Annotated in this window: 17 protein-coding genes; 4 read left to right on the top strand and 13 right to left on the bottom strand. The window is 44.5% G+C overall.

Annotated elements, in window-relative coordinates:
• Positions 1-110: 110 nt before the first annotated feature.
• Positions 111-2,225, bottom strand: coding sequence for an alpha-galactosidase (locus tag MMA19_RS15840; RefSeq protein ID WP_240206644.1), 2,115 nt, complete (start codon positions 2,223-2,225; stop codon positions 111-113).
• 319 nt (positions 2,226-2,544) lie between these two features.
• Here MMA19_RS15840 and MMA19_RS15835 point away from each other — a divergent pair, with 319 nt between their 5' ends.
• Positions 2,545-3,543, top strand: a complete 999-nt coding sequence (locus MMA19_RS15835; protein WP_240206643.1) for a substrate-binding domain-containing protein — start codon at positions 2,545-2,547, stop codon at positions 3,541-3,543.
• 26 nt (positions 3,544-3,569) lie between these two features.
• Here MMA19_RS15835 and MMA19_RS15830 read toward each other — a convergent pair whose 3' ends face one another.
• A complete protein-coding gene (locus MMA19_RS15830; RefSeq protein ID WP_124940952.1) occupies positions 3,570-4,100 on the bottom strand; it encodes a GNAT family protein in 531 nt (176 codons plus the stop codon).
• A 194-nt stretch (positions 4,101-4,294) separates the two neighbouring features.
• Between MMA19_RS15830 and MMA19_RS15825 the strand changes: the two genes are divergently transcribed.
• Complete coding sequence (locus tag MMA19_RS15825; protein ID WP_031495002.1) at positions 4,295-4,534, top strand: RNA-binding protein; 240 nt, start codon at positions 4,295-4,297, stop codon at positions 4,532-4,534.
• Positions 4,535-4,587: 53 nt separating this feature from the next.
• On the opposite strand, the gene MMA19_RS15820 is transcribed toward MMA19_RS15825, so the two are convergent.
• Positions 4,588-4,806, bottom strand: coding sequence for a VF530 family protein (locus tag MMA19_RS15820; protein ID WP_006071586.1), 219 nt, complete (start codon positions 4,804-4,806; stop codon positions 4,588-4,590).
• A 185-nt stretch (positions 4,807-4,991) separates the two neighbouring features.
• On the opposite strand from MMA19_RS15820, the gene MMA19_RS15815 reads away from it, so the two are divergent.
• Together MMA19_RS15815 and MMA19_RS15810 are read left to right on the top strand one after the other, a co-directional pair.
• Positions 4,992-5,489 carry a peptidylprolyl isomerase gene (locus tag MMA19_RS15815; protein ID WP_240206642.1) on the top strand — a complete coding sequence of 166 codons (498 nt, stop codon included), beginning with the start codon at positions 4,992-4,994 and terminating at the stop codon, positions 5,487-5,489.
• A 114-nt stretch (positions 5,490-5,603) separates the two neighbouring features.
• Positions 5,604-6,182, top strand: coding sequence for a hypothetical protein (locus tag MMA19_RS15810; protein ID WP_240206641.1), 579 nt, complete (start codon positions 5,604-5,606; stop codon positions 6,180-6,182).
• Between the two features lie 59 nt (positions 6,183-6,241).
• On the opposite strand, the gene MMA19_RS15805 is transcribed toward MMA19_RS15810, so the two are convergent.
• The 10 genes from MMA19_RS15805 to MMA19_RS15760 all read right to left on the bottom strand — a co-directional run bounded on the left by MMA19_RS15805 (position 6,242) and on the right by MMA19_RS15760 (position 16,910).
• Positions 6,242-7,450: a phosphopentomutase gene (locus MMA19_RS15805; protein ID WP_240206640.1), complete on the bottom strand. Its 1,209-nt coding sequence runs from the start codon at positions 7,448-7,450 to the stop codon at positions 6,242-6,244.
• Positions 7,443-8,582: a YhfX family PLP-dependent enzyme gene (locus tag MMA19_RS15800; protein ID WP_006071583.1), complete on the bottom strand. Its 1,140-nt coding sequence runs from the start codon at positions 8,580-8,582 to the stop codon at positions 7,443-7,445. Before MMA19_RS15800 ends, MMA19_RS15805 begins: the two co-directional genes overlap by 8 nt.
• A gap of 63 nt (positions 8,583-8,645) precedes the next feature.
• Positions 8,646-9,005, bottom strand: coding sequence for a hypothetical protein (locus MMA19_RS15795; RefSeq protein ID WP_240206639.1), 360 nt, complete (start codon positions 9,003-9,005; stop codon positions 8,646-8,648).
• A 51-nt stretch (positions 9,006-9,056) separates the two neighbouring features.
• Entirely contained in the window at positions 9,057-10,361 is a 1,305-nt protein-coding gene (locus MMA19_RS15790) for a YhfT family protein (RefSeq protein ID WP_006071581.1), read from the bottom strand.
• Positions 10,362-10,363: 2 nt separating this feature from the next.
• Positions 10,364-10,726: a DUF2620 domain-containing protein gene (locus MMA19_RS15785; RefSeq protein ID WP_031494231.1), complete on the bottom strand. Its 363-nt coding sequence runs from the start codon at positions 10,724-10,726 to the stop codon at positions 10,364-10,366.
• 18 nt (positions 10,727-10,744) lie between these two features.
• Positions 10,745-11,629, bottom strand: coding sequence for a phosphotriesterase-related protein (locus MMA19_RS15780; protein WP_240206638.1), 885 nt, complete (start codon positions 11,627-11,629; stop codon positions 10,745-10,747).
• Positions 11,630-11,655: 26 nt separating this feature from the next.
• Positions 11,656-12,564, bottom strand: coding sequence for a GntR family transcriptional regulator YhfZ (gene yhfZ / locus MMA19_RS15775; RefSeq protein ID WP_006071578.1), 909 nt, complete (start codon positions 12,562-12,564; stop codon positions 11,656-11,658).
• A 197-nt stretch (positions 12,565-12,761) separates the two neighbouring features.
• Positions 12,762-13,493, bottom strand: coding sequence for a DUF3726 domain-containing protein (locus MMA19_RS15770; RefSeq protein ID WP_240206637.1), 732 nt, complete (start codon positions 13,491-13,493; stop codon positions 12,762-12,764).
• A gap of 10 nt (positions 13,494-13,503) precedes the next feature.
• Positions 13,504-15,222 carry a hypothetical protein gene (locus MMA19_RS15765; protein WP_240206636.1) on the bottom strand — a complete coding sequence of 573 codons (1,719 nt, stop codon included), beginning with the start codon at positions 15,220-15,222 and terminating at the stop codon, positions 13,504-13,506.
• A 98-nt stretch (positions 15,223-15,320) separates the two neighbouring features.
• On the bottom strand, positions 15,321-16,910 hold the full coding sequence (locus MMA19_RS15760) for a BCCT family transporter (protein WP_198557643.1): 1,590 nt from the start codon (positions 16,908-16,910) through the stop codon (positions 15,321-15,323).

The following is a 16,910-nucleotide window of genomic DNA, read 5'->3' as shown; positions in this document are numbered from 1 at the left end:
ACATCTAATATTAGCTTTAAGCAGTAAAAACCATCAGGAAACGATTACAAACGAACCAATAAAAAAGGCTGCAAGACAAAGTCATGCAGCCTTTTTGCAATCAGTACAGTTTAGAGTCGCTGTAACACCACTAGAACCGCAGATTCTGAGTCTAGTACCGGCATCGTCAGCCCAATCTCTTCGCACCATTCTCCGGTTAACTCACATCCCTCTTCCATCCAAGGCGGTTGGTAGTTAACGATGTCATTAAACAAAGCAGGTTTATCAATCACGGAAACTTTGTACCTTGCTTGAGGATCCAATCCTGGTATCCGTAGATGCCCACTTAACGAATTCGTTGGCATGGCCAACTGAGCGATCTGGATAACTGCTTGAGACTGGTCCTTGGCAATAACAGCTGAGATCTGATGAGCGTTATCATCGGTTTCAAGACGCCATGAATTCCCGCTGTGTAGCAACGATCGCAGTGATTTGTGCAACTTGATGTAGCGCTCAAATCCTTGCTTTTCAATGTCACTTTCTTTGACTGGATCAAGTTCGATTCCCATATGACCGAACAAGGCGGTGAGGCCCCTAAATTCAATAGAGTGACGGCGTCTGGTACTATGGCAATGGCTCGCTCCGATATGGCTCCCCATGACTTCCGGTGGGAAGAAATAGCTCATACCTCGTTGTATAGACTGTCGCTCGAGCGCATCATTATTATCTGATGCCCAGAAGCGATGGGTACGCTTCAACACTTCAAAATCGATTCTCCCACCGCCTGCTGCACACGATTCAATTTCTACATTAGGATGTTTTTCTCGCACTTTATCAACCAGCTGATAATAGCGAACCACTTGTTGATGACCGGCCGCTTTACCTCTGTGTCCGGGTTGCACCACTTCACGGTTCATATCCCACTTTATATAGCCGATATTGTATGTGGATAGGAAATAATCCAAGCGCTCAAACAAGAACTCAAACGCGGCATCATTTTGAAGATCGATGACATATTGGTTGCGCCCAGTAGGCTGTTGATAGCCATCAACTGCCAGCAGCCAATCAGGGTGACTACGATAAAGATCGGAATTTTTGTTGATCATTTCCGGCTCAAACCATAGGCCAAATTCCATTCCGAGACTGTTTACATGCTCAACAACAGGCTGCAAACCGTTTGGATATTTCGTTTCATCTAGAAACCAATCCCCCAACGCAGCTTTGTCGCCATCGCGGCCCTTAAACCACCCGTCGTCTATAATAAAGCGCTCAACGCCCATCTGTGCTGCTTGTGTCGCCATAGACATAATGTAGTCAGGATCGTGATCGAAATAGATACCTTCCCAAGTATTCAAGTGAATTGGACGAGGTTTATTCACAAACTCAGAAGGTAAAATTGAGTGGCGAACGTGTTCATGGAATTGCTGGCTCATGCCATTCAACCCTTTATCACTGTAACTGGCATACAGCCACGGAGTAGTTAGACTTTCACCTTGTTCAAGCGTCACTTCTCCGGGCAGATAGATAACTTCAGCCTGAGCATAACGGCGGCCATCGGCTTTCACATCCACCCTTAACCTGTGGTTTCCACTCCACGCAAAATGGAAACCCCAAACATCACCAGACATTTCATCAAAATGGCTGGTACCCGCAATAATTGCTGGATAATGCTCATGAGAGGTCCGTCCACGGCGGTTCTCTTGTTGGAAGCCTCCTTGCAATAATGGCTGGCGTACCGTTTGGAATTCATGGACCCAGCGCCCGAAGAAGCTCATCAACTCTTTGGCTCGTTCTGGCAACATCAGAGTATTGGCTAATCGGTTTACTTGATACGCACCCGACTTGGTATTCGTGAGTGTATGACGAACTTTAACCACATCGTGCTGATCCAGATGCAGTTCAGTGGTTAACGTTAGCCCTGCAGTAGCATCTTCACTGATTAAGGTAAGCTGGCCATCTTTGTGGAGAGTCTCTGAAATGGTAAAAGCCGGCGCCCAATCTAGGCCGTTGCGGTGTCCTTCTATGGCCGGACTGCTAAATAATCCGCGAGCTAACTCCGGAGTTAAAGACATAGCGATATCATCATCCAAGCGCCCATAAGGAACTGGGCGATGCAACGCCAACCGTGATTGAGGGTCAGACACATCGATGTTCTTACCCCAGTGTAAAATCTCGGCTAACTCCCCGACTTCAAGAAGCATCTGTGTGTTGGTGCCCTTAAGTTCAATCAGCGTTTTATTTGTCATTCACTCTAACCTCAGAAACGATTTGCTCTACATAATAGCTTCAAATCATAGAAATTCTGTGAGGCACTGCATAATCATGGAAACGTTTACAATTATGATCTATTCAAAGCGTGTTTTCTGAACATAGGAAGATAAGGCGACGGAACGTAAAGTTGTGTTCAAACAAGACGGTCAAATAGAGTTAAACTTTATTCACAGTGACATTTTTGGAAACGATTACTCTAATCGTTAAAAATGGGGGTTCACGCACACTAATAGCGTTTGTCATATTTGCTTAAGCATTGTTTAATAAAATGATTAATAAGATGTAGAGAGCGTCATGGCCACAATCAAAGAAGTCGCAAAAGAAGCTGGCGTTTCAATCGCGACCACATCCCGAGTTATAAACAATGCGCCCCACACCAGTGAGGCCGCTATCGTTGCAGTTCAAGCTGCCATGAAAAAGCTTGGCTATCGGCCAAATGCAAACGCGCGTGCGCTGGTTAGCAAATCGTCTAATACCGTAGGGATTCTGGTACACGACGTATCTGCTCCATTCTTTGGGGCTATGGTTAAAGCCATAGATACCATTGCTGCAGAACAAGGCAAACAAATTCTCATTGGTAGCGGATACCACGACCCAATCAAAGAGCGAAATGCCATCAACCTGCTCATTAGCAGTCGCTGTGAGTCACTTGTCATCCACAGTAAAGGACTGTCAGATGAAGAACTCACTGAACTGGCCGACGAAATACCTGGAATGATGCTCATTAATCGCTCTGTTCCGGCAATCGCAGATCGCTGCATTGCACTCGATAATTTCAAAGGTTCGTATTTGGCCACTGAGTTTTTGATTAAAAACGGCCACGAGAAAATAGGTTATATCGCCTCCAGCCACAACATCGATGATGCTCATGATCGTAGAGATGGTTACCTAGCGGCACTCAAAGATCACAACATCGAACCCAATGAAGAATTTATAGAGTATGGTGAGCCGGATGAGATTGGCGGTGAACAAGCCATGGTGAACCTACTCGCCAAGAATCTATCGATTACAGCCGTTGCTACTTATAACGATGATATGGCGGCAGGCTGCTTAGCATTAATCCAAGAAAATGGTATTCGAATTCCGGAAGATATGTCGGTTATTGGATTCGATGATGGATTGATCGCTCGTTTTATCTACCCTCGACTGACAACTATTCGTTACCCAATTCAGGTGATGGCTAAACAAGCTGTATTAGAAGCATTGCAAAGAGCCAGCGGGAAAGACGTTGAAAGAGCACAAAACCTCTTTGCGCCAATATTAGTAAAACGCTCTTCGGTAAGCAGAAGATAACTAGAGTTAGCTCGGTACTGCGCTACTCAAGAGCGCAGCAATCCGTAGACAGCGTGGTCAACAACCCTGCCATTTAAGTTCTCGTTGCGCGTAATTATCCCTTCCAGCGAGAAGCCCAAACGCTCCGCCACATTTCGACTAGCCGTATTTTCCGTCGCAGCACACAGCTGAACCTTTTCCATACCAAGCTCGTTAAATGCATAATCGATAAGCTTACCGACGCTGCGCGTTACAATCCCGTTACCTTGTGCCTTTGATGACAGCCAGTAACCTAACTCCACCTTCTTTAGCGACAGGTTGATAGCGTTAAAACTAATGTTTCCTACCAACTCGCTACGATAGATCATGGCACACACCAAAGATTTACCATCCGCGTAATCGTGCAGTGACTGGCTAATAAATCGCTGGAAAAAAGCTTCTGAGTCGGCATGAGGTGGCCACGCTAACCATTGCGCTAAGTAGTCACGTTGCTCGTTAACTATCTCCAGATACTGTCCTGCAAAAGAAGGTTGTACCAACGCAAGCTCAATTTCGTTATCAACTTTTAGAGTGAACACCACAAGTCTCCCTTAAACGTCTAACTAACGGATTAATCAGAATCTTTTCTTTTAGTCTTGGTCTAGTTATACCTGATTAATGAGATTTCACAATTATCAGATTTTTGCGGGACTGATATTTCCACAGAATCACTTGGTTTACACCGCATAACCTGAGACAATCCGCCGGTAATTCTTATATCAAATGGCTCATTATGAAAATCTTAGTTCGAAACCTTGACCGTGACACAATTGAACACGACGTACGAAAACTGTTTCTAGGCTACGGCCGCGTTGTTGAATGTACACTGGTGTTGGATAAGGAAACGGGTAAGTCCAAAGGCTTTGCGTTCGTAGATATGCCAAACGAAGATGAAGCGAAAGTGGCGATCAAAGAACTGAACCTTACCATGTTCAATGGCAGCAAGATTCGCGTGAAATTTGCAGGTCACTAATGTGCAGGTCACCAAGACCAATAAGGCCAGTCTATGACTGGCCTTAACATTTTCTAGCAAAACGTTTCAATATACAGACGCTCTACTTTGTCTCTTGCCCATTGCGTTTTACGTAGAAACTTGAGCGATGATTTAATAGAAGGGTCATTCGCAAAACAGTTCACTCGAATGATATCGTGTAGCCCAGACCACCCGTAATGTTCCACCAATTGAGTAAGAATTTTCTCTAGCTTTAGGCCATGTAACGGGTTGTTTGGTTGTTCAGTGCTCATTAAAAGTTCCAAATAGTGTGTGGGTGGAATGCGGCGCTATTTCATCATAGGCTCTAACCAGAAAGCAATCGCATTTACTGTTGTCGCTCAATACATCGTCTTATGTCACTACTACACTCAGTATTACAGTTACATTATCAATAGCAAACTTCTTACTTTTTAGAATGAAAACTCAGGACTTAACCATGACTACTATCACTTTGGAAACGAACGTCGGCAATATCGACATTGAGCTCAATATCGAAAAAGCCCCTGTTAGTGCCAAAAATTTTCTTAAATATTGCCAAGAAGGTTTTTACCAAGGAACAGTATTTCATCGTGTCATTGACGGGTTCATGATACAAGCTGGCGGTTACAACCAAAATCTTGAAGAAAAGCCGGGGCGCGCACCTATCGTCAACGAGGCCAATCGAGGACTTAAAAATGTGACAGGATCTATAGCGATGGCTCGTACTGAAGCTCCTCATTCTGCAACATCGGAATTTTTCATTAATTTAGCCGACAACGACTTCCTTAATCACACTGCCACCACAAACCGTGGCTGGGGCTATTCGGTTTTCGGCAAAGTGACCGCAGGCATGGATGTGGTCAACGCCATTGGAAAAGTAACAACGCATTCCTACAAAGGGCATGATGATGTCCCTTGTGAACCTATTGTCATTACTAAAGTGGTGGTGAATTAGCCACCATTTGCCCACTTTCATGGCAGTGGATACAAAACTAAGATTTTTGTATTGCAACTCAATAAATATCAACTTAGCCTATGAATAAATGGATAAAAATTTAAGGATCTTAGTGTGAAGCCCTTTGCTGCCGCCCTCCCTCTAACCTTGTTGTTAGCAAGTACAACTGCTAGCGCTCATAGTTTTCAATTTAACGCGGGCGTAGATACCAATAAATCATTTGCCTTTGGCATTGAAGGGTTGGTTTACAACAATTTTCTGCTAGGAGCGCAAGCAAACTTAGGCTCTACTGATGAGTACAATTCCGGCCCTTACAATCACCCAGATATTTCCAATGCCACCTATACCCAAAAACGCTCATTGCAAAGCTACAGTCTCTATGCTGGCTACCAATTAGATACGACTATGCTAAAAGGTCTAGCGTTTAAAGCTGGTGTTTCTCAGATAAGAGCCAATTTCAATGCCGATGTTTACGGTACAGAAAATGGCAATGCAACATCTGAAGTGCTGTATGACATGACTAAGACTAAATACACGCCGTTCGTTGGGTTGGGTTATCCGGTATCGGATAATATCGTGTTGAGTGTGCACGCTACGTTCGACGGAATCGATACAATCGTTGTTGATGGTAAATCTGAACCTTCAGGCTTTGACAAAACAACGGTTAGCTTTTTAGCTGGTTTCAGGTTTTAATCGTTCTTAAGAAGCAGAGAGCATCCCAACCGGCATGCTCTCCGCACCACCGTATCACATCAAGTAAGTTGTTCGATAAACGATTGCCCACTTTCAGGTAAGCCTGCACCAAAGTATTCAGCAACACTTGCACCAATATCAGCAAGAGTGTTTCGTTCACCAAGATAAATATTCTCTAGACCAAGTTTATGGACCAATAGTGGTACTTTTTCCCTAGTGTGTTGCCCATGACCAATATAGGGGTCATTCCCATGGTCGGCTGTAACCACTAAAATATCCTCATCGTTCATCAATTGCATAATTTTAGCGATTCCAACGTCGCTTTTTTCCAACACCTGCCAATATAAATCTGGATCTTGTCGATGCCCAGATAAATCGGTTTCCTGAACATTTATACAAATAAACCCATGTTTTCGCTTATCAATTTCCTGATAAGCAGTAGATAAGATCTGTTCGGTATCCACTAGTCCTTTGAAACTCACACCAAGGTCGTTTTCTACAATGTCGGCCACCTTACCAACCAAAACAGTTTCACAATCAATATTGGCGAGTAAATGGGGTACTTGCACTAAATGGTTAACCCCGTACCCTAGGTGAGCGACCTGAAACCCCCTTTCATAAACTCTAGATTTAGGTGCATTAACTCCAATGCACTCTCCACGGACTTCTATCGAATCAATAAGCTGTTCGGTCGCATCAAGTCGCCCTCCAAATACAATGTTTCTTGCTACATCATTATTTGCACGAACAATTCGACCGATATTCAATAAACTATCAAATTCAATGCGATTTAAATCTGCAGCAACGTTATACACCTCACCTAATTCAGCTTCCAGATTGTCGCCAATCACTACGGATTGCTCGACCAACAGTACAGCAAGCTCTCCTCTCTTTACCCGCTCAACGAAATACCCCGCCTCTTCAAGGGACTCTTGAATCGTATCAATGGAGTTATGAAATGGATTGACCCTTGGTAATTTAGGTAGCGTTCCCATAAGCTCTTGATGTCCAGCAAATGTGTCGCATCCTTGGTGTTTTAGGTTGATGGTACCGGTGTTGGCGTTAGGGTTTTGTTTAAGGCGCGATACGTTGCAATCAACAACATTATTAAGTCCCAATAACGCGAGAGTTGGTAAATCTCTATTGGGATAAGAGGCCAGTAGTTTGTATGCGGTATTCGCTCCAATATCTTTGGTTCGGCTTTCATAGACATCATCCATGGCACCAACACCGAAGCCGTCCAAGACAATAACGATAAATCTACCCATCTATCGCCCCTCCCAATGAATCATAGCGCCCGATAACCCTTGGGTTCCCAGATTGAATACCATCAACTAAAACCACATCGGAACGAGTGACAAAGACCTGAGTTCGAAATGCCATGATTATCGGTGTACCTATTTTATGGATCCCAGATACTTTTAGGTGATAATCGATAGCGTTCACATCCTCATTGCTAACAGGGAACACCGAACCATCAATCAATGCATGTTCAAGTTGACCACGACGGTAGTAACCACCGCCATAACAATACGATGCACCTTGAAACTGATGAGAAATCTCTGATAAATACAGCATCGCAACTTTTTCAGGCTGACTGCCATCAATGTTAGCTGGAAATGTACCAGTCAAAGCATGACCCGGTTCACCATGAGTTCCCCCTAGCCGTTTAATCATGGTTAAAGTGTTAAAACATGTCGCTGAAGGCATATTGACTTGGTGAGGCCCCCCCTCCTCTGGCCAATGTTCGATGACTTGATGCAGCGTGTCGACATTCTCTGTTGCTGCAAGCTGCTCACCATCAAACAAAAAGCAAGGGAAATGAGTCACTCCTTCTAGGCGAATCCCCTTCATTTGACCAAGTGCCTCTAACACAGAGTCGAGTTCAGCAATCGGAAATCCTGCCTCTTGGTTGACATAAAGCCTGTCTTCGTCGCCATAAAACTTCACTAGCACAGGTTGCACTCTGCCGCACTTGCAGGCTGCATCTGAGATTTGACGTGCTTTATCTAGCGAATAGACGGTCATAACTTCTGGCTTCATCTCTGCCACGATTTGTTCCACCATAGCCGTCGGAGGCTGGACTAAATGACCCACGTGTTGAACCTTGACTCCCGCTAAATGCAGAGCTCGCGCTTCTTTGAAATCCACAGCAACAATACCGTCATAGCCTAATTCGAGAAGAAGCTGTGCTAAATATGGGTTACGCCCAAATTGTTTGGTCATGCCATACAGCTTTAACCCAAGGTCGCTAGCACGCTGCCTTATGACTTTGGCGTTTGCTGTAAATTGTTCGACATCAATGACGTACGAATCCGGTAACAGGTTCCCCTGCTCATAAAGAGCAAGGGTAGCCTGAATCAGTGCGTCGTTTTGATGTTGCAAAGCATTTAAATACATATACTTTTCAATCCACTCAATTTATTTTCATTTTTTTGAAGATTAATTTCCAAAAAAATCCAGTTACGACACACTCAGTTTGATTGCGTACAGATTGCTCAAAAGAAAACTGATTTCCGTCTCAGGCATCTCTGGTACGCCAGACGCCGAACATAACTGATTGTTCATACTGACAATGTCTGAAAATACGTCGTCATCTTGCATTTCTTTTAGAATCTCAGAGTCCAAGCCTTCTACAATAGAATTGCTTTGTAGTACTCGATCAATAGCACGTGCAAAATGAGTCATCGCCATCTGAAATTGTTCTGAATCCTCTTTCACATTCCATTCAATCATCAAGATTCCGACAGCCCTCATGGTCGCATCAAACGCGATTTGACTGATTACGTTTTGCTCCAAAAGAAGAGACATTCGTTGTTTCATAATTTCTCCAAATCTCTGTAAAGATAGGTATGAAAAAAGCTGTACGCGTATTTATGCAGGAACAAAAAGCCCAAAGACGTAAAGTAGGTTTAACACCACACCGGTAAGTATTGCCGCTACTGCAGGCGCTGCAATTTTCAAAATTGGACGACCCATTACTTCGTTCAAGTAATACAACATTGCAAAGATCGTAAACCCTGTCGTGCTACCCATTTTCATCACTGCAAGCACACCCCCAATAAGCAAAGCAAATTCCATTAGCGTGTTCATGCTATTACGAATATTGTCCGAAGCATTTCGAATTGAAGGGAACTGCTCTAAGAAGCGACCAATACCACGAAGCAAGAAAATCTCGATGCAAATTGTAATCGCGCCAAGTACTGCTGCCACAGGTACATTTGGTGAGAGATAACCCACTACAAACACAAACGTAAAGCCAACAACGCCATAAACCCCAGTAGCAAGTGCCGTAGTGGCAATCAGTGGAATAAAGCCTAAACCACGCATCATTTCAGACAAAGCGACTTGGTTTAATGCTTCTTTTTGAGCAACAGGGTCTTCTATTTTGTAGGCATCTGCTAACGAGTAAATAGAGACTTCTGAACCCGCAAAGATCCCCGACGCAGCGGCGGCGGCTATCAGTGCACCGACAACAGCTAAGTAAGGCATGTTCTTGAAAATTCGCTTAGTTCGCTCTTCAAACAAGCTTCGCATACCACTCATATCTGGAGGGGTAATACCGTTCGCTTTATCTTGAACATCTTTACGAATCGCTATAGCCACAAGCATCACCATACCAACAAAGATCTGAATCGACTCAGGATAGATACCCGTAAACTTCATAACAAACAGTCGTGATAGAAGTATCACAACACCTGCAACAGCCCCTGCTTTCCATCCAAACTGGTAGAAAATAGCTAACAGTGGGAATAACGCAAACGCCGACATGACAGGTGTACCCAACTCACCCAAAGCACCCAGCGCATCAATTGGAAGACCTGTCAGAACCGCATTAACACCAGCCAGACTGGTAACCACTAATACGCCCCAAATGCCACCTCCAAGTACCGCCATAATGCGGCTCGTTGCCATTACACCGATAATGTCCGTCGGTAAGAAAAGCAGCCACGGGTTAAGAAGGCCTGTCGATAAGGTAAAAGAAATACCCACAGACGCGACAAAACCGATAGACAAACCAAAAGCAACGGAACCAGCATCTCGGCGTGTCATGTTGCCTTCAATCAACTGCGGCAATATGGGTCGTATCCCGTCGTGAAATACAGCGGCCGACATATGTGCGACTAAAGCAGTCATTGCACACAAGGTCGCAATTAGAGCAATGTTGGTGATATCCATAACTACACCTCTCTCGCTAGCAATGTCGCTAACATAGGAACGGCATGGTCTACGTGCTCAATTGATAATCCAAATGCCTTTTTGCCTTCGGTAATAAATTGAGCAATTTGCTCTTCCTTAGCTTGAATAGCAGGCTTCGCAATCGTGCACGACTCATTGAAGCCGATAATAGCAATAGCCATGCTAAGTGCAGCGCCCGCACCTGTATTGCAAGCCCCGACGTAGTAATCAAGTTCTCCAGCTTTTACTTTCATCGCGGCATCCATGTCGTTGAGAATGTGGCACTCAAACTTTCCTGGTGCCGCCTCTTCTATCTGCGCTTTAATTTGTTCGCGTTGTAAGCCCGCGATTGCGATCGTTTTCATTCTGCTTTCCTTTTATGTTTATCCGTTATTGAAAAATCGGTTTGGATTGTGTTTGAGCATGATTTCGACATCACTTTCGCTTACACCAGAAGCGAACAGTCGAGGAACAAACTCCTCCATTAAGTAGCTAAAACCTAACCCGCCATTCGCTTTTAAATGCGAACGTCGAGTTATATCCATCGACAACATAAGTTGCTCGACGTATCCCCTAGCGATCAGGGTATTAATCACTTCAATTCTCTTTTCATCTGGGTAGTAACTGTTCTTACCAATTGTATCGAGCTGCACGTAACACCCGTGCTCCAACAAGTAAAGCAAGTCATCAAGGTTATCTCGAAGGTCACAGTGTCCTATCGTCACCTTCCTAAGGTCGATACCTTCACCACCAAGTAACTGGATCTGTTGCTTCGCCATCGTGCTAAATGAGGTGTGCGTTGAAATAGGCGCGCCTGTTTCTTTGTGAGCAATGGCCGCAGCTAAGAAGACGTTCTTTTCTAGTGAGGAGAATTGGTTTTCGCTGCTCCCAATCTCACCAATCACAGACGCCTTTAGAGAGGTGCCATCCAGAGGCTGTTCAATTTCGTCAATCATGGTTTGGGCAATATCTCGAATCGACAGATTCGCTAAGAAATCCGGAAAGAAACCCTCGATGTAATAGCCAGTCGACAAAACAACATTCATCCCTGACGCCTTAATTAAATCCTCAATAAATTGAGGATTTCTACCCATAAAACGATTAGTCACCTCAACGATATTCCGTACCCCAAGCTTCCTAAGCGAGATAAGCTCCTGTTTAATCAATTCAAATTGATTAAGTTTGCAATCAATATCTCCCTTCTGAGGAGATAAATCGATATGCAGATGCTCATGGCAATAGGTAAAACCGGTTGTGTCGAATGACATCTCATTTTCTCCTTGTTAGCTCGAACCTAATAAGTTGGAATCACTTTACCGGATATCACGTCCGTTTGATGCGCTAGTAACTTCTCGTTATTGACGAATTTCTTTAGCATAGCCTTTAGATAGTCCGAACCTTTTCTAACCATCAACACTGCGATCGACGCCTTTTCAAAATCCGGAATTGACGTTAGCGGTTCTTCGCTAAGGCCCATCGCCTCGATAGAATCTTCTCGTGAGGCATACCAGATTGCAGCATCGATCTCCCCTTTGACAATCTGTTTGAGACATTCGTTATAAGGTACTGGAACCACCTCAATTTCTTGATCTTTAAAGTAGATTTCAGTAAGCAGTTTTTGGTCTGGCGACTCAGCATCAACACCGATTCGTTTAATGTTATTACGCTCCGACTGCCTGTAAATCAATCGATGTTCTGGTACATAACTGTGCGCATCCAACTCTACTGCAATCTCCAAGTCGCCTTCTGCAACATACTTTTCTGACGCCAGTTTGGACATGATAGCGATATCGTAGATACCGTCACTAAGACATTCCGCCCTAACCCCTGCGCCTCTCATATGAGCAAAATACAGGGGCACGTTGTCTATCTGTTGCTTAAGACCAGAGGCTAATCCCTCGTAATGCTTTGTATACGGGAGCGGCATCGCACAAACGATATTACCAATCTCGGATATACCCACCAGCTTATTGAAATTTAGTGAAGAGATAATGGTGCCATTACGCCCTTGTCGGCTTAGGTAGACCGCCTCTTCTTTTTCGATAAATTTAATCGCGTTTGCTACATATCCAACGGAACAACCGATGTCGATCGACAGCTCATCAATCGTCTTGAGTCTATCTCCAGCCTCAGTCGTTAATAAATAACGGGCGATATGAATAATGGCCGCTCCGTTTTTCTTGATATAGTTTTGACTACTCATTTTTTATTCTTCATTTTTTTGAGGATTTAATTTAACCATACCAGAACAGTAAAAAAAGCAAAGCGCGTCACAATCTTATTAACTACTGACAAAAAGCATTAAAACTGGATTGCCAGTCACCAAACATGAAAAAAGTGCCGGATTACTCGGCACTTTCATCTATTGCTAACCTTATAAGATCAGTGTGGGCTTGATTATCACTCCACCAATTCACCCGCTCCTTGCAGTGAGCGCTGACTGTTTTCTACTAAGAATATCGTTGCCGTCTGCTTTAACATTGCCCACTCGGCATCATCAACAAAAATGCCTTCTACCCAAGCGGCTTGCTGCGAGCTAGAAAGTTCAGTGCTATCGATATGGGTGTTGTATTGACCCGCTAATTCTGTCTGGTTAAAGTCCTCAATCGACAGTTCAATCGTCATCGAGTGAAGGTCGTCTTCAACAAGGTCGGTGTCAGAAAAATGGAGCTCAGGTGCAACACATCCTCGGTTGAGTACATAAAGAGTGCGTTTGGGCTGACTACCATTGCTCCAATATGCTCTACAAGCAATACCCTTCGCTGCCAGTTTTACCAATTCACTATACGCCAACCAGCGATTGTGACAGTTTAATAATGTCATTTTGAGCTGCTTCTGCCCAACCATCGACTCAAGTGCGAAATCTAAGATCACAGGCAGATGGCACGCTACGCTATTTTGGTGGAGGTCCACCTCCAGTAAACCTGGTTCAACCTTATTGATTTGAACTGCGCAGTCTTGTTCGAGACCTAGGTAGTTACATGCACTGTTAAAATGGCGAACCCCATTAAGCCCAACCATTTGCAGGTCCGCAACCATATTAGCAATCACGTCCGCTTCGCCACAGGAGCGTTTCATTCCCAAAAAAGCTTTGTTTACTGCAGCGACTAATTCATTGTGAGATACGATCATACCAACGTCCTTATGGCGTAATAGAGTTAATGGAAGTCATAGATTGCTCACTAGGCAACAATGGAAAGATCCAATTATCTTGGTAATTCTCATCGCCGATTTCGTCTAGCAATGGGGCACCTTGGAAAAAGGTGACTCGGACCCAGCGGTCAGATCGAGGATCAAACTTCGTCGCCCCAAAGATGGCGAGTTTGCAACGCAATAAATGCATAGGTAGTGACTGTTTATGGAGAACATTCATTTGAATGTCTCCCATCACGCGATTACCTAGCGTCCATACCCTTCTTGCAATAGCTCGATATTGAGGAGAATGCAGCAGAAATTGCGCAATCGACATCTCTTGAGATTGTTGCTCTAACGCTCTGTACAGGTAATACGCTTGTCTACCAATATCAAGCGGTAGTTCTTTATCTGCACCTTGTTCTTCCTCACGAACACCTAAGCGTGGCTCTTCTTTGTCCTGTGACCGATACCAGAACCAATAGTTGTTTTCTGGCATCGAAAAGTCAGTACTAACTGCCCACTGATAACGAGTTTCCAACAACGAAATCAAATCACTGACTTTTTTACCCGTTGGCAGGTACAGCGTTTCATCCGTATTCATCTTATCTGCAAATACATCAACTTGTTCTGGGTAGAGCTCCATCAGACACGCAATGAGGATTTCTTGGGCTTCCATATTCATTAACTGATTTTGTTCGAGCAAATCACCCCAAGTTGAGGCATTTTCAAGATGTGTGGCTAGGTCGTCTACTAGTAAAGACAATTCATCAAGCGCCTGCTGATTTAAGCTGTTTTGCACCTCATTAATCGTTATTACTTGCGCCAAGTGCATAGTCGCTTTGCTAAGCAGAACTTTAAGTTGCGGCAACTTATCTTTATTAGTTTGCTGCGCCAACACCATCGCGAGTGCTTTTTCTCGTGACGTCATCCACTGGTCAACGATGCAAGGGTGATTAATCAAATATGGCGCCATACCAAGCCCAGTCGCATTTCCAACGCCCAAGTATCGCTGAAAACCGCGATCTAATGATGCCGCTTTATCACCGCCTTGTTGCGTCGCCAAGTAATGCACCCAATCCAAACTGAATTCGCGTAGCAGATACACCGCGCACATTTGGGCACTGAATGACTGACTAAAGTCATCGTTATCTTCCAGTAACTTAAAATCAGCAATCCCGAACTTACCATTACCGTAGACTGCCGTTGTACGTAGAATATAACCAACCTCGGCAAGCTCTTTCGCATCTGGTTGACTGCCCTTGGCAAGGTGAGAAACAATATGTTCGAAGACTCGAACACTCTTATTGGCACGAGCCAATACAAGAACATCGTTGGTATTGCGCCCTGCTTCTTGAAGCGGCACATTGGCACGCAGCTTTTCCAACAGAGACACATCAACATCTCCATACACTAGGGCGAATGTCACATCCCATTTCTCTGCAATCACGCGATCATTGCGCTCTTCATCAGCAATCTGGTCACAAAATACCACTAGATGATAAACGTGCTTAGGTGTTGCGAGACGGTAAATGACGTGTCCATACCCTTGCGGCGACAGCTGCCATTCATGCTTACTCACCTGCCAATTTTGCTGTGCCATTTTGCGGATTAAGCTGCGCACAAAACTGATTCGATTTTGATGCATAGCGCCAAGTCGTTGTGGATTCATTACCACATCAACGCTTCGAAGCGGAGTCTCAGTGTAAGTTGAACGATGTACATCCATTTTGCTCACCTGTTTTAATTATAAGAATGATTGGAACTGCGTGGGGTGTGAACCTAAGCCCACACAGCATTCACGTTATTGAAGAACTATTGTTGTGTTTATAAGCCTTGTTCTTTTGCCAGTTTCATCGCGATTTGCGGAGCATTCCATAGTGAGGGCAACAGTACTAAGGATACTGGTACCGCAGTTATCACGATAAAGGACTGCAGTGCCGAAATGCCGCCCGACCCCAGTGATATTAAGATGATTGCCGTCACCCCCATCATTACTCCCCAGAAGGTACGGACGATGGCATTTGGCTCCGTTTCGCCACTGATGACAACACTGATGGTGTAAGTCATCGAATCTCCCGTAGTGACGATGAATATGGTGGTAAGCACTAAGAACAAAATGGAAACTAGCATTGGCATAGGTAGCTGTTGTGTTACTGCGAGTAACGCTCCCGGAAGGTTAAACCCTTCGAATGCTTTACTAACACTACCAGGGTCGGCAATCTCGAACGCAAGTCCAGTCCCACCAACGATGGTGAACCAGAAACAAGTCGCGAATGGCGCGGCAATACTAATAATAGAAATGATTTGGCGAATGCTTCGACCACGTGAGATACGAGCAATAAAAATAGCCATTAGTGGTCCATAACCTAAGAACCAGCCCCAGAAGAATACCGTCCACCAGCTCAGCCACCCTTCATCGCCTCTATATGTCGCCATTGGAATAAAGTTATCCAACATGGTACCCATACCCTGGATATAGCCATTGAAGATAAAGTTAGTTGGACCAAACAGTAGGATGTAAACCATCAGCGCAATAGCTAAGATGACGTTATAACGGCTCAACATCTGCATTCCGCGATTAAGGCCGCTGAGTGCTGATAGCGTGTATAGCACTATCGCGAACAGAATAATGATCAGCTGAGTGGTAAAGCCATCAGGAATATCAAACAGTGCGTTCAATGCATAGCTCACTTGCAGCCCAAGAAAACCAATAGGTCCGATGGTTCCTGCAGCAACTGCTACAATACAACATGCGTCAATCAGAGCACCGGTATGACCTTTCAACGCACGCTCTCCCAACACTGGATACAGTAAGGTTCGAGGTTTTAAAGGTAAGCCTTTGTCATAATGCAAATGCATCATGACAATAGAGGTTAAGCTACCAACAATTGCCCATGACAAGAAGCTCCAGTGCATAAATGACTGCGATAGAGCATTAATCGCTGTTTGCATAACGCTGTCTTGGGGACCGTACAGAGGAGGAGGACTCACATAGTGCGCAATAGGCTCAGCTGCTGCCCAAAATACACCGCCCCCTGCCAGTAAGGTACAGAATAGAATGGCCATCCAACGAAATGAGTCTAGCTCTGGTTTCACGTTACCCCCCAAAATCACTTTGCCTGTTCGCCCTGCTGCGAGACCAAGACCAATAAGAAAAGTGAGTAGTAGTAATATTTGCCAGTAAGGACCAAAAACTTTTACTGACCAGCTAAAACCAGCGTTGACTAGAGAAGAAAGCAGCTCGCCATCATAAAGCGCAAGTGCAACAAACAGAGCGATAAAGCCGCCACTGTACCAAAATGCAGGGTTACTCAACCCCAACTTATCCGATGAAGAGAGTTTACTTTGATGTTCTATCTCCGCGCTTGCAGAAGACGGTGGTGCTGTGTTCATGCTATTGGTTAGATCAGACAT

The organism is Vibrio sp. CyArs1 (assembly GCF_022432925.1).
Classification (GTDB): domain Bacteria; phylum Pseudomonadota; class Gammaproteobacteria; order Enterobacterales; family Vibrionaceae; genus Vibrio; species Vibrio mediterranei.
The sequence above is the reverse complement of the archived record's forward strand: the minus strand, read 5'-3'. Positions and strand labels throughout refer to the sequence as shown.